The following is a 16,966-nucleotide window of genomic DNA, read 5'->3' as shown; positions in this document are numbered from 1 at the left end:
GTTTGGATGCGGCTGAACGGCGTGAGACGGCACCTCCGCGGCAGCCTTATCTAAAGGTTCACCCAACTCACGCACAGGAGTTACCGGATGCCCCGGATCGTCGTTGACGTCATGCCCAAGCCCGAGATTCTGGATCCCCAGGGGAAGGCCATTGTGGGTGCTCTGCCCCGCCTCGGCTTCAACAGCTTCAGCGCAGTCCGCCAGGGCAAGCGCTTCGAACTGACCGTCGACGGCGAGGTGACCGACGCTATCCTGGCCCAGGCCCGCGAAGCTGCCGAGACCCTCCTGTCCAACCCGGTGATCGAGGATGTTGTCAACGTCGAGGTCGTCGAGGCCTGATATGACATCGATTCCCCTGATTGGCGAGGCCGTGGCTGTTGCCGCGGAGCCCCGCCTCGCCGGCGCCAAGATCGGCGTCGTGACCTTCCCCGGCACCCTGGACGACCGCGACGCCGCCCGTGCAGTGCGGCTGGCAGGCGGCACTGCGGTTTCGCTATGGCATGCAGACACCGAACTGGGCGATGTTGACGCCGTCATCATCCCGGGCGGTTTCTCCTACGGTGACTACCTCCGCGCCGGTGCCATCTCACGTTTCGCACCGCTGATGTCCAAGATCATCGATGCCGCCAACTCGGATGCGAAGCTCCCGGTTCTGGGTATTTGTAACGGCTTCCAGATCCTCACCGAGTCGCACCTGCTGCCCGGTTCCATGATCAAGAATGACCACCTGAAATTCATTTGCCGGGACCAGACGTTGCGCGTGGAAAACGCCAACACCGCCTGGACCGTGGATTACACCGACGGCCAGGAAATCATTGTGCCGTTGAAGAACCAGGACGGCCAGTACATCGCCGACGAGAAGACCCTGGATGCCCTTGAGGCTGAGGGCCGCGTGGTGTTCCGCTACGTGGGCTTCAACCCGAACGGCTCCCGTCGCGACATCGCGGGCATCTCCAACGCCGCGGGCAACGTGGTGGGCCTCATGCCGCACCCCGAGCACGCTGTGGAAACCGGCTTCGGCCCCGAAAGTCTTGATGGCGCTCCCCGCGACACCGACGGACTGGGCTTCTTCACCTCCGTACTGACCAAGATTGTGGGAGGCGACAAGTGACCACGGAAACCACCAAGAAGTTCAACATCGACACCGTTGAGCACGCTGCCAAGACCCCGGACACGGAACTCCCGTGGGCCGAGCTGGGCCTGAAGCAGAACGAATTCGATGAGATCGTCAAGGTCCTCGGCCGCCGCCCCACCGGCGCCGAGCTGGCCATGTACTCCGTCATGTGGAGCGAGCACTGCTCCTACAAGTCCTCCAAGAACCACCTCCGCCAGTTCGGCGAGAAGGTTACGGAGGAAATGAAGAAGGACATGCTGGTGGGCATCGGCGAGAACGCTGGCGTCACCAACCTGGGCGACGGCTGGGCCGTGACGTTCAAGATCGAGTCCCACAACTCGCCGTCGTTCGTTGAGCCGTACCAGGGTGCCGCTACCGGCATCGGCGGCATTGTCCGTGACATCATCTCCATGGGTGCCCGCCCGGTTGCCGTGATGGACCCGTTGCGCTTCGGTGCAATCGACCACCCGGACACCGCTCGCGTCATGCACGGTGCTGTTGCCGGCATCGGTGGCTACGGAAACTGCCTGGGCCTGCCGAACATCGGTGGCGAAATGGTGTTCGACTCCGTCTACCAAGGCAACCCGCTGGTGAACGCACTGGCTGTGGGCGTCATGCGCCACGAGGACATCCGCCTGGCCAACGCCTCCGGCAAGGGCAACAAGGTTGTGCTGTTCGGTGCACGCACCGGCGGCGACGGCATTGGCGGCGCTTCGGTGCTGGCCTCGGAGTCCTTCGATGACACCAAGCCCTCCAAGCGTCCGGCCGTCCAAGTGGGCGACCCCTTCGCTGAGAAGGTCCTCATTGAGTGCTGCCTGGAGCTCTTCAAGGGCTCGCTGGTTGAAGGCATCCAGGACCTCGGCGCTGCAGGCATTTCCTGCGCTACGTCCGAGCTCGCGTCCAACGGTGACGGCGGCATGGAGGTTGAACTGACCTCCGTCCTGCTGCGCGATCCCACGCTCACCCCGGGCGAGATCCTCATGTCCGAGTCGCAGGAACGCATGATGGCCGTGGTCACCCCGGAGAACATCGCCGCATTCGAAGCTGTGATGGACAAGTGGGCCGTGGAGTACTCCTGGTTGGGTGAGGTTACGGACACAGGCCGCCTCATCATCACCTGGGAAGGCGAAGTAATCGTCGACGTCGATCCCCGCACCGTTGCGCACGACGGCCCGGTCTACGACCGTCCGTTCGCCCGCCCGGAGTGGCAGGACTCGGTCCAAGCCAACTCCTTCACCGGTTCCGTGGAAGACGCAGGCCGTCCCTCGGCTCCCACCGAGCTGGCTGCAGCCGTCACCGAACTCGTTGCATCACCGAACATGTGCAGCAAGGCCTGGATCACCAAGCAGTACGACCGCTACGTTGGCGGCAACACTGCCATGGCGTTCCCGGACGATGCCGGCGTGGTCCGCGTTGACGAGGAATCCGGCCTGGGCGTTGCCCTGGCTACCGACGCCAACGGCCGCTACACCTACCTCGAGCCCTACCAGGGTGCACAGCTCGCACTGGCTGAGGCCTACCGCAACGTGGCCACCTCCGGTGCTGTTCCCATGGCCGTCAGCGACTGCCTGAACTTCGGTTCCCCCGAGGATCCGGATGTCATGTGGCAGCTGGCCGAAGCCATTCGTGGCCTGTCCGACGCCTGCATGGAACTCGGCATCCCCGTGACCGGCGGCAACGTCTCGCTCTACAACCAGACCGGCACCACGCCGATCCACCCCTCCCCTGTGGTGGCAGTTCTGGGCAAGCTCGACGACGTCGCCCGCCGCACGCCGTCGGGCTGGCGTGAGGACGGCCAGGCCATCTACCTGCTGGGCACCACCGCAGCAGAGCTGGACGGTTCGGAATGGTCCAACCTCCGCGGACACCTCGGTGGCTTGCCGCCGAAGGTTGACCTCGCAGCAGAGCGCGCCTTGGGCGAGATCCTGATCAACGCTTCCCGCGACGGCATGGTTGACGCAGCACACGATCTCTCCGAAGGTGGCCTCGCGGCTGCATTGGTTGAGTCCTCGCTGCGCTACGGCGTAGGCGCCCGCATCGCCCTTGAGGAACTCATGGAGCGCGACGGCGTGGACCTGTTCACAGCCCTCTTCTCCGAGTCCCAGGCCCGGGCAATCGTGTCCGTGCCGCGCTCGGAAGAAGTCCGTTTCAAGGACATGTGCACGGCCCGCGGCTTCGCCCACCTCCGGATCGGCGTTGTTGACGCCGCCGGTGGAAAGCTGGAGATCAACGGCGTGGACGAGCTCTCCTTGGACGCTCTCCGCGAAGCTCACGAAGCCACCCTGCCCAAGTATTTCGGCTAAGAACCAGTATTTCGGCTAGAAGCAGCTAACGTCGCAAGGCCCCGGCACTCTCCGAGTGCCGGGGCCTTGCGCGTGCCCGAAGGGGTTTAAGCCGGCCACACCACTTGCCGCGCCAATTGCTCCGTGAACTCCGCCTCCGGCAAGGGCCTGCCAAAGTAGTAACCCTGGCCGCTCGCGCAGCCGATGCTTCGCAGGGCCTCTGCCTGTTCGGCGGTCTCTATGCCCTCCCAAATACCTTCCAGGCCGCAGGAGCGGATGACTTGCTGGACTGCGGCCAGGAAGTCCAGCTGGGACGGGTCCTTGCCCAGGTCCTTCACGAACTGCCGGTCCACTTTGACCCGGTCTACAGGTAGTTTCCTCAGGTATCCCATGGAGGAGTAGCCTGCACCGAAGTCGTCAATCTCAAGCCCCACGCCAAGCCGGTGCAGGCTTGCCAGGGTGTAACGGTCAAGCTCGTTGTTCCGGATGATGGCGCTTTCGGTCAGTTCCAGCACCAGCGAGGCCGGGGTCAGCCCTGCATCGGCCAGAGCTTCGCTGACGTCGTCCACGAACTCCAGGCTTTGAAGGTCTGCTGCCGAGACGTTGATCCTCATGGAGAAGTCCTGATGCGCGGTGGCCGGAGCGTCCCGCCATCTCCGCAGCTGACCCACAGCGGCGCGCAGAACCCATCTTCCCAATTCCGCAATCAGACCTGTGGCCTCTGCAACAGGAATGAATTGGTCCGGCATGATCAGGCCATGCAGGGGATGTTTCCACCGCACCAAAGCTTCGCAGCCCTCAATCCTGCCGGTGGCAAGTTCCACAATGGGCTGGTAGTAGAGGACCAGCTGATCCGATCGGATGGCTTCGCGGAGTTCACCTACGATTTGCCGCTGCAGCAACCGGGCATGCAGGGTGCCGGGATCGAAAACCCTGAGTTTGTTCCGGCCCTCGTCCTTGGATTCCTCCATGGCCAGATCGGCCTCCTGGAGGATGTCCTCAATGCTGTGATGAGGTTCCGCGGTGCGCAACCCAACGCTTGCGCTGCAGCGGATGCTGTTGTTGCCGAGGTCTATGTTCGGTTCCAGCGCGGCCAGGATCCGGTTCCCGACGGCGGTGGCCCGGTTTTGCGCGGTGGCGGGCAACAGCACAGCGAATTCGTCGCCACCCAGGCGGGTGACGACGTCGTTCTCACGCACGGCAGAGCGGATGCGCATGGCAACGGTAACCAGAACCTGGTCCGCTGCAGCATGGCCTGCGGAGTTCTTCAGGGTTCTGAAACCGTCCAGGTTCACCAGGAGGAGGGCGGGTGGGATGGCGCCTGTGGCCGCCGCTTCCTGGGCTTGAATGAAGGCGTCCTTGAGTGCCTGGCCGTTGCCGAGGCCTGTGAGTGCATCGGTGAGGGCCTCCCGGCGCTGTTCGTACCGGGCCTGATGAAGTTCGGTCATCAGGGCTTGGACGTGCCGCTCCAGTTTCTCGATCCTCGGATCGGCGGCGGTGAGCCTATGGGGCTTGGTGGCACTCACGATTCTTCCAGGCGCCGCAACGTTGAGTCGGCAACGGCCTGGGGCTTGGAGACGGGGTTGCGGCGTTCGTCCAGGAAGAGCCGGTAGGAGGCAACATCCAGCCTGCCGCCGGGCTCAACCTTGTTCCCGGCACGGTATACGTGCGTGATCCAGGCCCCTCCGAGGATGGCCTCAATCCAGGCATCACATTCTGCCAGCGGAAGGTGCACCCTGGTGCCGGTGTTCCGGCGGTGGCCTGCGATGGAAACTGTGATGCAGCTGCCCAGGAGTCCTTTGTCCGCCGTGAACCAGGCGAGGCCTTCGACGTCGGCCACTATGGTCAGGTTCGCGTTGCTGTCCTCCACCGACTGAACAGGACCCATTCTCACCGAGCGGCGGTCAGCGTTCAGTATGGTTGCTGATCCCGCTTTGTAGGGTGGGCTGGTGATGTCCCGGCGGAACGCGGTCAGTTCCGGGGTGTGCTGGATCTGAATCCGGGTGGTGAGTTCGTTGAAGGTCATGATCGTGCCTCATCCGCTATAGTGGCCGCCTCGGGGCGGTGGGCTCCTACAATCCTGTTTCTGCCTTGCGCTTTTGCGCTGTAAAGGGCTGCGTCCGCTACCTCGATCATGAAGTTGAGGTCTGCTGACGCGGGAATACTTGATGTGACTCCGTAACTGATGGTGGGGTACACAACACCCTCCGGCGCCGGCATCGCTGCCATCCGCCGGCTGATTTCCGTGGCGATGTTCTCTGCACGGTCCTGCGTTGCCCCCGGGAGGAAGAGAACAAACTCTTCACCGCCGTACCGTCCGATCAGGTCCGTGGACCGCACCGAATCGGCGCAGGCATCAGCGAATGCGCGCAGGGCCACATCTCCGGCACCGTGGCCGTGCTCGTCATTGACGGCCTTGAAGTGGTCCAAATCCGCCAGGACCACAGCGGCGCCGGACCCCGCCGAGTGCAGGCGGTCAAGCTCGGTGGCGGCGAGATCAAGGAAAGCGCCCCGGTTGAGCAGGCCCGTCAGGTGGTCACGGGTGGCACGCTCGCGGAGGCCCTTGATGAGTTGATCGCTGGTCAGGGCGGTCATGCTGAAGGAAACGGTGACCAGGAGAACCATGGATATCAGTGCTGACGGTGCGGGCCCAAAGTACGTGGTGAACGCGTGGCTGGCCGGGCCTTCCACTGCATAAACAATCCACCGGCCCAGGTAGTAGGCCGCCAACAGTCCAGCCGCCAATGAGAGTGCTTTGTGGACCTGCGAGTGCGAGGACTTGATGAACCAAAGATCGTAGGCGGCCAATGCTATGCCCACGGTCATCATGGCCAGGTAGATGAAGCCCCCGGACCATACGTTGCTCCCGGGGTTCTCCAGCAAGGAAGCAATACCAGTGACCGCCGGAGCAACAGCCAGCTGCCAGGGTGCTGCTTGGCGGTCCCGGAGGCTTTTGGCTCCGGCCCATACACTGAACGCACCTGCCACTACAAGGACATTGCCTGCGGGATTGGCCCAGGCCTGATGCGGGGTCCCGTTGAGGAGGAACGCGGCATTGCCCACCATGAACTCGAGCAAAGCCAGGCTCCACCAGCCTGCGTACGGCGAGCGGGTGCGGTGGAAGGAGGCCCAGAACAGCATCAGGAGCGTCACGGTGATCACACCCAGGGCTACCCTCACTGAGAATGCGTCGAGCTCCATGCCAACCCCCTCAGCTGGTCATCCTTCGCCTTTGAGATCAGTGTCCCGGTGCTTGCTCAACCTCACTGCGGCATTTGCTCAAGATTGGCTCAAGATGCAGGCAGGTAATAATGAACCATGTGGATCGGTTGGATTGAGTTCGACGTCCTTTTGGGCGATGTCCATAGCCTCAAGGAGAAGCGCTCACTGGTTCGCCCCCTGGTAGCCGAACTGAAGCGGCGCTTCGAAGTTTCCGCAGCCGAAACCGGGCTCCAGGACCAGTACCGGCGCGCGCTGATTGGGACGGCCTTGGTGGCCCCGGATCATGCGCACCTTCAGCAAGTGCTCGACGCCGTTGAACGGTTCGTCGCTGCCCGGCCGGAGCTTGAGCTGCTGAGCGCACGGCAGAGGGAGCTGCACAGTGAGGACTAGCAGGGAGGACTAGCAGGGAGGACTAGCGGAGCCTAGTAACCAATGACCGCCAAGCGGGTGGAGTCAAGGTGGGCATCAATGGCCTGATGCACTGCCTCGAGGCTGCGGCTGCGGAGGGCGTCAACAATCAATTGGTGTTCGCGGAGGACATCTCCGGCGCGATCGGAGCCTTGGCTGACTGCCTTGACGCCAATCCGGAGTTGCTTTTGCCGGAGGGAAGCGTAGAAATCGGCGAGCACAGGGTTGCCCCCTGCGCGGACCATCAGGGTGTGGAACTCGGTATCCAGCTCGATGAACCGGGATGGGTCTTCGAGGGCCTTCTGTTGCTGGTCAATGATGCTCTGGAAGGCGTCAATCTGGGCATCGAGCATGGTCTCCAATGCTGAGACCGCCCACTTTTCCACAACTGCCCTGGCCTGCAGGATGGCGCGGACATCAGGGTCCGAGATAGGCGGGACGTAGGCGCCTTTATGAGGGACGCGTTTGACGAATCCCTCGGCCTCAAGCCGCAGAAGGGCCTCCCGCACGGGCGTCCGCGAAGTGCCGGTGGTCTTTGCCAGGACCCCTTCGTTGAGAAAGGTTTCCTCCTCACGAGGCAGGGCTGCGATGTAGTTTTTCATCCACTGATAAGCCACTTCCGGTTGCGACTGTGCTGTGGGTGTCATCTGGATCATGCAGAGCCTTTCTTGCCTAGCTCAGTATACGAGTTGCATTCAGAGCCGTGGGACTGCCTGAAAAATCAGTCACTTCAAATATAGACAGGTTGTATACAACTCGTCTACAGTCTTCTTAGTGACACCGCTCACGCACCGGAATCTCCCCGCAAAAGGACCCAACAATGACCGAATTGAAGAAAGCAGAACTGAGGCAACAGAAGCACTCCAGCCTGCCCGTCGTTGCTGCTTCGAGCCTCGCCGGCACCGCCGTCGAGTGGTATGACTTCTTTCTGTACGGCACCGCGGCCGCGCTGGTATTCAACAAGCTCTACTTCCCCACCGACGATCCTTTGGTAGGAACCATGCTGGCCTTGGGAACGTTCGCGGCCGGCTTCCTTGCCCGTCCCATCGGCGCAATAGTTTTGGGACACCTCGGCGACAAGCACGGCCGTCGGGCCACGTTGGTTGCCAGCCTGATGCTCATGGGCGTCGCTACAACCCTCATCGCTTTCATCCCCTCGTACGCAGCGATCGGCCTGGCTGCACCGCTGCTTCTTTTGTTGCTTCGCTTGATCCAAGGTTTTGCCCTCGGCGGCGAGTGGGGCGGCGCCGTCCTTCTGGTCTCCGAACACAGCAACGAGAGCACCCGCCGTGCGTTCTGGTCCTCCTGGCCAAACATGGGCCCGCCCCTCGGCAACCTGATGGCCGCCGGCGTCCTGGCCATCCTGGCCGCCACCATGCCGGAGAGCGAATTCCTGGCATGGGGCTGGCGGATCGCGTTTGGACTCTCCGCGCTGTTGGTCGTTATCGGCCTCATCCTGCGGCTCTACGTGCAGGAAACCCCGCTGTTCAAGGAAGCACAGCGCAAGCGCGAAGCCGAAGGCAACAAGGAACGGAAGCTTCCGCTGACCATCCTGTTCCGCCGCAACTGGCGCGAAATCCTCATTGCCACCGGCAGCCGGATGGGCGAGAACGCAGGCTTCTACATCTACTCGCTGTTCATCATCACCTACGTCACTCAGATTATGGGGCTGCAAAGGCAGACCGGACTGACGGCCGTCATGATCGGCCAGGGCGTCGCCGTCGTCGCCATTCCCATCCTCGCCGTCTACGCGGACAAGGTGGGCCGCAAGCCAATCCTGATTGGGGCCTCAATCGCCACCATGGTGTGGGCGTTCGCGTTCTTCTTCCTTCTGAACACAGGCCAAGTGTGGGGCATCATCGCCGCAGCTGTAGGAGGACTGCTGATCTTCGCGGCGTACAGCTCAGTGATCGGCGCGTTCTTCTCCGAGCTGTTCCCCACGGATGTCCGGTACAGCGGAACCTCAGTCTCCTACAACCTGGCATCGCTGATTGCCGGCTCGTTGTCCCCCATCATCGCCCTGGCGCTCTACAGCGCTTTCGGCACCGGCTATGCGATCGGCATCTACCTCGCCGCCATGGGCCTGATCTCCATGGTCTCGGTGATGTTCGCCAAGGAAACCATGGGTCTGAAGCTCAGTGACCTGGACCAGGACCTGAGCGTCGGACGGGAGAAGGAGCTTTCATGAAAATCGCACTCGTTCAGGTGGCCAGCCCGGACTCCGAAACCCGTGAGGAACGGATCGATCGCGTGGAGGCGATCCTTCGAGGCATCAACGGTGCAGAGCTGATCGTGCTCCCTGAACTCTGGAGCGCCGGCTACTTCCACTTCGATGACTACGAGACCCTGGCCGAAACGTTGAACGGACCTACAGTCTCCATGTGCTCAAGAGTGGCTGCCGAGCTGGGTGTCCATCTTCACTTTGGCAGCATCATCGAGGCCGGAGGGGACGGCCGGCTCAGCAACACCTCCATTCTGCTGGGGCCGGACGGCAACGTAGTCCACACCTACCGGAAGATCCACGTGTTCGGCTACCAGTCCAAGGAGGCCAGCCTGCTCACCGCCGGGTCCTCACTTCCTGTAGTAACCCTGCCGTTCGGAGCCGTCGCCGGCATCACCTGTTACGACCTCCGCTTCCCCGGATTGTGGATGGAGCTAAGCACCCGAGGGGCGGACATTGTGATCGTCCCCGCAGCCTGGCCCGCTGCGAGGCGGGAACATTGGCGCCTGCTCACCACTGCCAGGGCGCTGGAACACCAGATCTTCGTGATCGCCTGCAACGCTGCCGGCAGCCAGCAAGGCGTGGAGCTTGGCGGCCACAGCAGAGTGGTGGACCCGGGAGGCAACGTCATCGCAGAAGCGGGTCCGGACGAAACCGTGGTGATGGTGGACATCGATCCCCAGCAGGTGCAGGCAGTCCGCAACGAGTTCCCCGTCATTGGCGACCGCCTTCCGGCCTACAACACACTCGGCCTTTAGTCCCAGACAGCAACTTAGAGCCCCTCCAAGGAGAGACGGAATGGAAACCACAAGGCAAGTCCCCCTCACTTTCAGGGTGGTGGGAACCGACAAGACAATACTCATTACCAACTTCCACGCAGTGGTGGCCGGTTACACAGGCCGCGACCCCAAAGCAGTCCAGCATCACATCGATGAGCTGGCAGCCATCGGCGTCGCTCCCCCACCGGAGGTTCCCATGTTTTACCGGATGGACTCTGACCTGTTCGAGACCTCCGGTGAGCACGAGACATCGGAAAACCTCACCTCAGGGGAGATCGAGCCGCTCTACATCCGCCACGACGGCAAGTACTACCTCGGCATCGGCTCCGATCACACGGACCGGGAGGTCGAAGCCCGGGACATCGGCGAATCAAAGAGGGCGTGCCCCAAGCCCGTTTCAAGTGAAGTGGTCGCAGTGGAGTCACTGGAAGACCTGGATCTCGACCAGTGCACAGCCCGCTCATGGGTTGACGGCGTCCTGTACCAGGAGGGTTCACTGAGCGGCCTCCTCAAACCGGCCGACGTCGTCGGGCGTCTTTTGGCTCGAACCGACATCGGCGACGCTGACTTTATGTGCCTCGGCGGCACCCTCCCGCTCCTGAACGGAAAGTTCGTGGATGGAACTTCCTGGAAGTTGGAGCTCTCCTTCCCGAATGGGACCACCATTGAACATAACTACAAAATCAAGAAAGGCTCACTCCGATGAGAACCGGAAAGCAGTATTTGAAGTCCCTGAACGATGGCCGGACAGTGATCCTCGACGGCGAGGTAGTCGGCCACGTCCTGGAGCACCCGGCCTTCGCGAACGTCGCCCGGACCATGGCCGAGCTGTTCGACATCGCTGCCGATCCAGCCAATGGCATGCAATTCCACTCAGAAGAGATCAACGGACCCGCCAACCGCACCTTCGCCGCTCCCCGCACGCAGGAGGAGCTGGTCCTGCGCCGCCAGGCGATCGAAAAGTGGGCCAAGCACACTCATGGATGGGTAGGCCGCAGCCCCGACCACGTCGGGACATTCTTCGCCGCGTTCGGTTCCCATCCGGACGTCTTCAAGAACGAGGAACGCGACTTCGCCGGGAATGTTGAGCGGTACTACAGGAAGGTCCTCTCCGAGAATCTGTACCTGTCCTACGCGATCATTCCGCCGCAGGTCTCCCGCGCAACCACAGCATCCGGTTGGGAAGGCGAATACCTGCAGGTCGGCGTCGTCCGTGAGACCGAAGAAGGCATTATTGTCCGCGGTTCCCAGATGCTCGCTACAGGCGCCGCCATTGCAGACGAAGTCTTTGTCACCTGCATCAAGCCCCTGGGCCCGGACGACGTGGACTTCGCGGTCAGCTTCGCCATCCCGGTGGCAACCGACGGACTGAAGCTGTACTGCCGGCGCCCGTTCGCTCCAGCTGCCACCAGCGAGTTCGACTACCCGCTGACCAGTCATTACGACGAGCCCGACGCCTTGGTAGTTTTCGACGACGTGCTCATTCCGTGGGACCGCGTGTTCATCAACCGGAACATCGACACCCTTCGCCGCCAGTTCTTCGATACCGGCGCCCACGCCCTGGGCAACTGGCAGGCCCAGATCCGCTTCTCCACCAAGCTGAAGTTCATCGCTTCGGTGGCACGCAAAGTTACGCAGGTCAACGGCACGGACAAGATCCCCGGCGTCCAGGAGAAGCTGGGCGAACTCGCCGCCATTGTGCAGTCCGTTGAGTCAGCCGTCCTCGCCGCCGAGTACACGGCAACAACGGACGACGCCGGCATGAGGCTCCCGGGAAAGAGCGCACTTTACGGAGCCATGGGCTTGCAGTCCGAAACCTATCCCCGCGTGATCTCGATCCTGCGCGATCTGGTGGGCGGGGGCGTCCTGCAGTTGCCGTCCAGCATCGCGGACATGACCAGCAGCGTGACCCGACCGGACATGGAACGCTATGTTCAGTCCCCCGGTGTGGCCAGCGAGGAGCGGGTCAAGCTCTTCAAGCTCGCTTGGGACATCATCGGTTCGGAGTTCGCCGGCCGCCATCAGCAGTACGAGATGTTCTACGCCGGTGCCCCGTTTGTTGTCCGCGGCGCCTACACCTACCGGAATTACGGCTATGACGCACTGGTCGCGGAACTGGACACATTCCTGGGTTCCTACAGTGTTGACAGCACGGTCAACGGGGCCGGCACCGGCATGGAGGGAGCATAGCCATGGCAAAGCCCGAAGTAGAGTTCACACCTGTAACTTCGGTGGACTTCGCGCCCTGCAACCCTCACATTGAAGGTCTCTCGGAAGCCATCCTCGCCCGGGATTCCGAGAACGACAGCGTCACCCGCATCCTCAAATTCGAGCCCGGAACGGACACCTCCCCCAACGGCGTCCTGACACACGAATTCTGGGAAGAGGTATTCATCTTCGAGGGCTCGTTTGTGGACCAGCGCCTGGGCAAGACCTTCAAGGCCGGCGACTGGGCAACCCGGCCTCCCGGAATGGAACACGGTCCGTGGGTTTCCGAGCACGGCGCCAAGATGTTCGAGGTCCGGTACTACACAGATCCAGCACACACGGAGCGGAGCAACTGACATGAGCCTTGCACCAGCCTTCACCATCCCGGACGCCATGGGGATGCGCCGCGCCATGGGACGATTCCTCACCGGCGTGGCTGTGGTCACCACCAAGCACGATGATGAGCTGTACGGAATGACCATCAGCTCGCTGACCTCCATCAGCCTGGAACCGCCCATCCTGATGATCTCGCTGAACTTCGGAACCCGGACCGGTGAGGCCTTGATGGCCAGCGGCAAGTTCGCTGTCTCCATTCTCGGCGCCAAGCAGGAGTCAGTGGCCCGGCGGTTCGCTGTCCGTGGTGGGGACCGATTCAGCGAGGGAGATTTCGACGTCACCGATAGCGGGCTTCCGGTCATCAAGGGCGCGCTTGCCCAGGCGGACTGCACGGTGGTGCAGCAGTACGACGTCGGAGACCACCAGGTCTTTTTCGGCCAGGTCACCACGTGCCGGGACCGGGACGGCGAGGTGCTGGCATTCAAGGCCGGCCGCTTCGGCTCGTTCAGCGACTTCGGCCACGCAGAAATCCCCTGGATGTTCTGAGAAGTGTAAGGACTACCCGATGGTCAGCTCACCCATGCGATCCCAGCCGCTGCCTTCAAACTGGCGGCTGATGATGTGGGGAGTCTCCACGAGGGCCTGCGGCATGACGTCCATGGCCTTCTTGAAGTGAGCACTGTTCACGTGGGCCTCAGCGGCGTCATCCTGGAAAGCTTCCACCAGGACGAACTCGTTGGGGTTCTCCACACTGCGGGACCAGTCGAACCACAGGTTGCCCGGCTCCTCGCGGGTGGCCTTGGTGAAATCGGCCACCAGGTCCAGCCAGCGCTCTGACCAGTCGGGCTTGACGTTGAACTTGACCACAATGAAGATCACGGGACTGCCTTTCGTTGCACTACAGAATCTGTTCCATCCTGACAGAGTTTTTGTACAGGAAATGCCCTTAACCGGCCTTCTAAAGGGCGGGAGCTGTACAAAACCCGACGGCGGCCCGCACCAAAAGGTGCGGACCGCCGTCGAACGCTGTTTTAGCGTGCTTGTACTACTTCGAGGTGCCCTGCGATACGGACCCTTGCAGCTGACGCTGGAAGATCACGTAGACAATGAGCACCGGAATAACCGTGACGCTGACCGCCGCGAACAGTGCGCCGTAGTCCACCGCATAGCCCATCTGGCCGGCGAAGGCCGCAAGTTCCTGCGAGAGAACGCGCGGACCGGCGGCGTTGATGGATACGGGAATCAGGAACTGGTTCCACAGGCCCAGGAAGTTGAAGATAGCAACCGAGGCGAGGCCCGGCTTGGCCATGGGCAGCATCACCTGGAAGAACGTCCGCCACTCCCCTGCACCGTCCAGTGCCGCTGCTTCAGTGATTTCGTGCGGCAGCGACTTGAAGAAGGAGAACAGGAAGAACACCGTGAACGGGAGCGCGAAGCCCACGTACACCAGGATGAGTCCCGGCAGGGTGTTCAGGAGGCCCATGTTCTTCAGGACGAAGAACAGCGGCACCATGGCCAGGAAGATCGGGAACGTCAGGCCCGCGAGCATCAGGTAGTAGATGGCCCTGCTGCCCGGGAAGGTGTAGCGGGCCAGCACATAAGCGCACATGGCGCCAAGGACCATGACAATCACCAGCGCCACTGCAACCACGATGATCGAGTTGAGGAAGGCGCTGCCTATTCCGGCGTCGCTCCAGGCCTTGATGTAGTTGTCCAGCTTCCATTCGCTGGGCAAGGAGAACGGCGAAGCAAAGATCTCGCTGGAGGTCTTGAAGGAGGACATGAACGTCCACAGGAGCGGAAGGATGACGATCAGTGTCCAAATGGTCAGGGCACCGTGCGAGACCGCTCCCACCACCTTGTCACCGGGCGTGGTTGCCGGGGTTCGGGGCTGGAAGTGCAACGACTTCATTTCCGGGGTTGTGACTTTGGTTGTCATTACAGGCTCACATCCTTATCTCCGCCGGTGAGCCGGTTCACCAGGAATACCAAGCCGGAGAAGATCAGCGTGGCAATGGCCAACACAACGCCCATGGCGCTGGCGAGACCGAACTGCCCCTTGCTGAATGCCGTGAAGAACAGCTGCTGGGCCATAACCAGCGTGGAGTTGTCCGGACCACCGCCGGAGTTCAGTGCAGCCATGTAAACGAACGCGTCCAGCGCCAGGATGCCCATGTAGATGTAGGCGGTCTGGATGTTGTCCCGTATCAAAGGGATGGTGATGGACACAGCGGTGCGGAAGCGACCGGCGCCATCAATCCTTGCAGCCTCAAAAAGTTCAGCGGGAATACCTTTGATACCGGCCACGAACAGGACCATGTAGAAGCCAACAAAGCCCCACACAATGACGAACATGGTTGCGATCATGGCGGTGTTCTTATCACCCAACCATGCGAAGTCCTTGAACTGGTCCAAGCCAAGGCCGGTCAGGATGCCATTGAGCAAACCACCGGAAGGATCATAGATCTGACCCCACATGATGCCGATCGCTACGGCGGGAATGGTGTACGGGAAGAAGGAGACCACACGGTAGAAGCTGGAGTTGCGCAAACCCTTGATCTGGCCCTTGCTGCTCCCGCCCACAGTCACCAGCGAGGCAAGGACCAGGCTCAGGATGATAGTGATGATGGGGAGGAAGATGACCAGGAGGATGTTGTTGGACATCGCCTTCATGAAGATGTCGTCGGTAAAGATCTTCACGTAGTTGTCCAGGCCGATGAAGTTCTGGTTGGGCGAGAACCCGGACCAGTCCGTCAGCGAATATCCGAATGCCTGGATGAACGGCCAAATCACGAACAGCAGGTAGATCGCCAGCGGCAGCCCGAGGAACACCGCGAAGAAACTGACCTTGTCCCATGTCAATGGCTTACGCCGCCGCCTCACCACTTGCGGTGGGGCCGTCGCCGGAACGACGGCGGCCAGGCCGTCGTCGTTCCGGCTCTGCTGAGTTTTCACTGAGGTCACTTCACTTCGATCTTCTTGACCGAGCTGTCGTTACGGACTTTGTCCGAGATGTTCTGCAGGGCGGAGGTGAGGGTGGCGACGTCGGACTTGCCGTCCAGGAAGGTGTTCCAGACAACCAGCTGGTCCTTGTTGGTGCCGTAAAGGTCAATGAAGTTCCAGGTGTAAATGTCCTCGCCGGCATCGCTGAGCATCTTCGTTTGCGAAACCAGGGCTGTGGAACCGAAGCCATCGGCCGGGACGGTGTCCTTGACGATGGTGGGTGCGAGCTTGGTCTTGGCGAAGTTGGTGGCAGCTTCCTTGGACAGCATGATCCGGAGAAGTTCCTTGCCACCGGCAGCGTTCTTGCCTTGGCTCGGAACAATGAAGGGCTCGCCGGCAGCACTGTGAAGTGCGGTCTGCGGCATCTTGGGGCTGGCACTTACGGACGGTGCCGGGGCGCCCATCATGTTGAAGCCGGCCTTGGTCTGGTCCTTCATTTCGTTTTCAATCCAGGACCCGGACGGGTAGAACACGGCTTCCTGAGCGTTGCTCCACTGTGCCTGGGCGGCCGTGAACTGGGTGCCGGAACCGCCGGGCTTGAAGAAGCCGGCCTTGACGATCTTCTCCATTGCAGCGAAGACGGACTGGATGGCCGGGTGGGACCAGCAATCGGCTGTGAGGTTCTCCAGGCCGAGGCGGACTTCGTCGCCGCCTTCCTTGATTGCCGAGGCGATTGCCAGTTCCTGGTAATACGTGGCTGCTTCCTTGCCCCAGACGAAGAGGTACTTGCCCTTGGCTTTGGCCTGCTCGCCCAAGGCGTACATTTCATCCCAGGTCTTGGGAACAGTCCAGCCGTTTTCCTTGAGGAGGGAGTCCGAGTACCACACGGCGAAGACGGTCAGCACGTAGTTCAGGGCGGCAAGCTTGCCGTCGAAGGTGCCTGGAGCCAGTACGCCGGTGTACAGGGTGTCCTTGATGACCTTGCCCTCAAGGTTCTTGGCCTCCACAACGCTGGTGAGGTCTTCAAGCTGGGCAAGGATGGTGCTGAAACCGATCGCCTTCGCGCCGGAGTTATCGATCAGGTCCGGCGGGTTGCCACCGACGAAGCGCGGCTGAAGTTCCTGCGCGATGTCCGTGGACGGGGAAATCTTGGCAGTGGAGCCCTCGTGTGTCTTCTCGAAGATCTTGCCGGCGAACTCGACGTAGTCGATGCCGTAGCCACCCTTGAAGATCACGGCGTCGAGGGCCGCCTTGTCAGCCATGCCAAACGGGTTGGTATCGGAGACGGTGCCTGTGGGGCCTGCGGCAGTGCCACCGCCGCCACCCGCGGCACAGGACGCAATGGTTCCCCCCATGGGCACGAGCACGGCTGCTGCGAGTGCCCCGCGCAGGAATCCACGGCGACCGACGGACTGGTGCTGAACGTTCATTTCTAAACCCTCCAGTGACTCGT

Annotated in this window: 18 protein-coding genes; 10 read left to right on the top strand and 8 right to left on the bottom strand. The window is 61.8% G+C overall.

Annotated elements, in window-relative coordinates; translation table 11 throughout:
- Positions 1–87: 87 nt before the first annotated feature.
- The 3 genes from purS to purL are packed head-to-tail and all read left to right on the top strand — an operon-like array spanning position 88 to position 3,417.
- A complete protein-coding gene (gene purS / locus ABI796_RS03090; protein ID WP_011773385.1) occupies positions 88–339 on the top strand; it encodes a phosphoribosylformylglycinamidine synthase subunit PurS in 252 nt (83 codons plus the stop codon).
- A 1-nt stretch (position 340) separates the two neighbouring features.
- On the top strand, positions 341–1,111 hold the full coding sequence (purQ, locus tag ABI796_RS03085) for a phosphoribosylformylglycinamidine synthase subunit PurQ (RefSeq protein ID WP_141283287.1): 771 nt from the start codon (positions 341–343) through the stop codon (positions 1,109–1,111).
- Positions 1,108–3,417, top strand: coding sequence for a phosphoribosylformylglycinamidine synthase subunit PurL (gene purL / locus ABI796_RS03080; protein WP_141283288.1), 2,310 nt, complete (start codon positions 1,108–1,110; stop codon positions 3,415–3,417). Before purQ ends, purL begins: the two co-directional genes overlap by 4 nt.
- A gap of 86 nt (positions 3,418–3,503) precedes the next feature.
- Here purL and ABI796_RS03075 read toward each other — a convergent pair whose 3' ends face one another.
- From ABI796_RS03075 to ABI796_RS03065, 3 genes are read right to left on the bottom strand one after another with little or no spacing between them, the layout of a single operon-like run.
- Positions 3,504–4,922, bottom strand: coding sequence for a putative bifunctional diguanylate cyclase/phosphodiesterase (locus ABI796_RS03075; RefSeq protein WP_141283289.1), 1,419 nt, complete (start codon positions 4,920–4,922; stop codon positions 3,504–3,506).
- Positions 4,919–5,422 (bottom strand): hypothetical protein, encoded by a 504-nt coding sequence (locus ABI796_RS03070; protein WP_141283290.1) that lies wholly within the window; start codon positions 5,420–5,422, stop codon positions 4,919–4,921. The genes ABI796_RS03075 and ABI796_RS03070 overlap by 4 nt, the downstream gene beginning before the upstream one ends.
- Complete coding sequence (locus ABI796_RS03065) at positions 5,419–6,597, bottom strand: GGDEF domain-containing protein (protein ID WP_141283291.1); 1,179 nt, start codon at positions 6,595–6,597, stop codon at positions 5,419–5,421. The genes ABI796_RS03070 and ABI796_RS03065 overlap by 4 nt, the downstream gene beginning before the upstream one ends.
- A gap of 117 nt (positions 6,598–6,714) precedes the next feature.
- On the opposite strand from ABI796_RS03065, the gene ABI796_RS03060 reads away from it, so the two are divergent.
- A complete protein-coding gene (locus tag ABI796_RS03060) occupies positions 6,715–7,008 on the top strand; it encodes a DUF503 domain-containing protein (RefSeq protein ID WP_141283292.1) in 294 nt (97 codons plus the stop codon).
- A 32-nt stretch (positions 7,009–7,040) separates the two neighbouring features.
- Here the strand turns inward: ABI796_RS03060 and ABI796_RS03055 are convergent, their stop codons facing one another.
- Complete coding sequence (locus ABI796_RS03055; protein WP_141283293.1) at positions 7,041–7,682, bottom strand: GntR family transcriptional regulator; 642 nt, start codon at positions 7,680–7,682, stop codon at positions 7,041–7,043.
- Between the two features lie 164 nt (positions 7,683–7,846).
- Between ABI796_RS03055 and ABI796_RS03050 the strand changes: the two genes are divergently transcribed.
- From ABI796_RS03050 to ABI796_RS03025, 6 genes are read left to right on the top strand one after another with little or no spacing between them, the layout of a single operon-like run.
- Positions 7,847–9,214 carry an MFS transporter gene (locus ABI796_RS03050; protein WP_141283294.1) on the top strand — a complete coding sequence of 456 codons (1,368 nt, stop codon included), beginning with the start codon at positions 7,847–7,849 and terminating at the stop codon, positions 9,212–9,214.
- The gene (locus ABI796_RS03045; RefSeq protein ID WP_141283295.1) at positions 9,211–10,005 is read left to right on the top strand and encodes a carbon-nitrogen family hydrolase; all 795 of its coding nucleotides are present in this window, start codon (positions 9,211–9,213) and stop codon (positions 10,003–10,005) included. Before ABI796_RS03050 ends, ABI796_RS03045 begins: the two co-directional genes overlap by 4 nt.
- 40 nt (positions 10,006–10,045) lie before the next feature.
- Complete coding sequence (locus ABI796_RS03040; protein WP_141283296.1) at positions 10,046–10,732, top strand: DUF2848 family protein; 687 nt, start codon at positions 10,046–10,048, stop codon at positions 10,730–10,732.
- The gene (locus ABI796_RS03035) at positions 10,729–12,216 is read left to right on the top strand and encodes a 4-hydroxyphenylacetate 3-hydroxylase family protein (RefSeq protein WP_141283297.1); all 1,488 of its coding nucleotides are present in this window, start codon (positions 10,729–10,731) and stop codon (positions 12,214–12,216) included. The genes ABI796_RS03040 and ABI796_RS03035 overlap by 4 nt, the downstream gene beginning before the upstream one ends.
- Positions 12,217–12,218: 2 nt before the next feature.
- Entirely contained in the window at positions 12,219–12,590 is a 372-nt protein-coding gene (locus ABI796_RS03030; protein ID WP_141283298.1) for a cupin domain-containing protein, read from the top strand.
- 1 nt (position 12,591) lies between these two features.
- Positions 12,592–13,116 carry a flavin reductase family protein gene (locus ABI796_RS03025; RefSeq protein WP_141283299.1) on the top strand — a complete coding sequence of 175 codons (525 nt, stop codon included), beginning with the start codon at positions 12,592–12,594 and terminating at the stop codon, positions 13,114–13,116.
- 12 nt (positions 13,117–13,128) lie between these two features.
- Here ABI796_RS03025 and ABI796_RS03020 read toward each other — a convergent pair whose 3' ends face one another.
- From ABI796_RS03020 to ngcE, 4 genes are all read right to left on the bottom strand, one after another.
- Entirely contained in the window at positions 13,129–13,449 is a 321-nt protein-coding gene (locus ABI796_RS03020; protein ID WP_141283300.1) for a putative quinol monooxygenase, read from the bottom strand.
- Positions 13,450–13,615: 166 nt separating this feature from the next.
- Positions 13,616–14,509 carry a carbohydrate ABC transporter permease gene (locus ABI796_RS03015; RefSeq protein ID WP_141283301.1) on the bottom strand — a complete coding sequence of 298 codons (894 nt, stop codon included), beginning with the start codon at positions 14,507–14,509 and terminating at the stop codon, positions 13,616–13,618.
- The gene (locus ABI796_RS03010) at positions 14,509–15,525 is read right to left on the bottom strand and encodes a carbohydrate ABC transporter permease (protein ID WP_141283302.1); all 1,017 of its coding nucleotides are present in this window, start codon (positions 15,523–15,525) and stop codon (positions 14,509–14,511) included. Before ABI796_RS03010 ends, ABI796_RS03015 begins: the two co-directional genes overlap by 1 nt.
- Positions 15,526–15,530: 5 nt before the next feature.
- Positions 15,531–16,943 carry an N-acetylglucosamine/diacetylchitobiose ABC transporter substrate-binding protein gene (gene ngcE / locus ABI796_RS03005; RefSeq protein ID WP_141283303.1) on the bottom strand — a complete coding sequence of 471 codons (1,413 nt, stop codon included), beginning with the start codon at positions 16,941–16,943 and terminating at the stop codon, positions 15,531–15,533.
- Positions 16,944–16,966: the final 23 nt, after the last annotated feature.

Origin of the sequence: Paenarthrobacter aurescens (genome assembly GCF_041549525.1) — a bacterium.
In the GTDB taxonomy this organism is placed as follows: domain Bacteria; phylum Actinomycetota; class Actinomycetes; order Actinomycetales; family Micrococcaceae; genus Arthrobacter; species Arthrobacter aurescens.
Note: the sequence above shows the minus strand (reverse complement) of the source record. Positions and strands in the feature narration are given on the sequence as shown.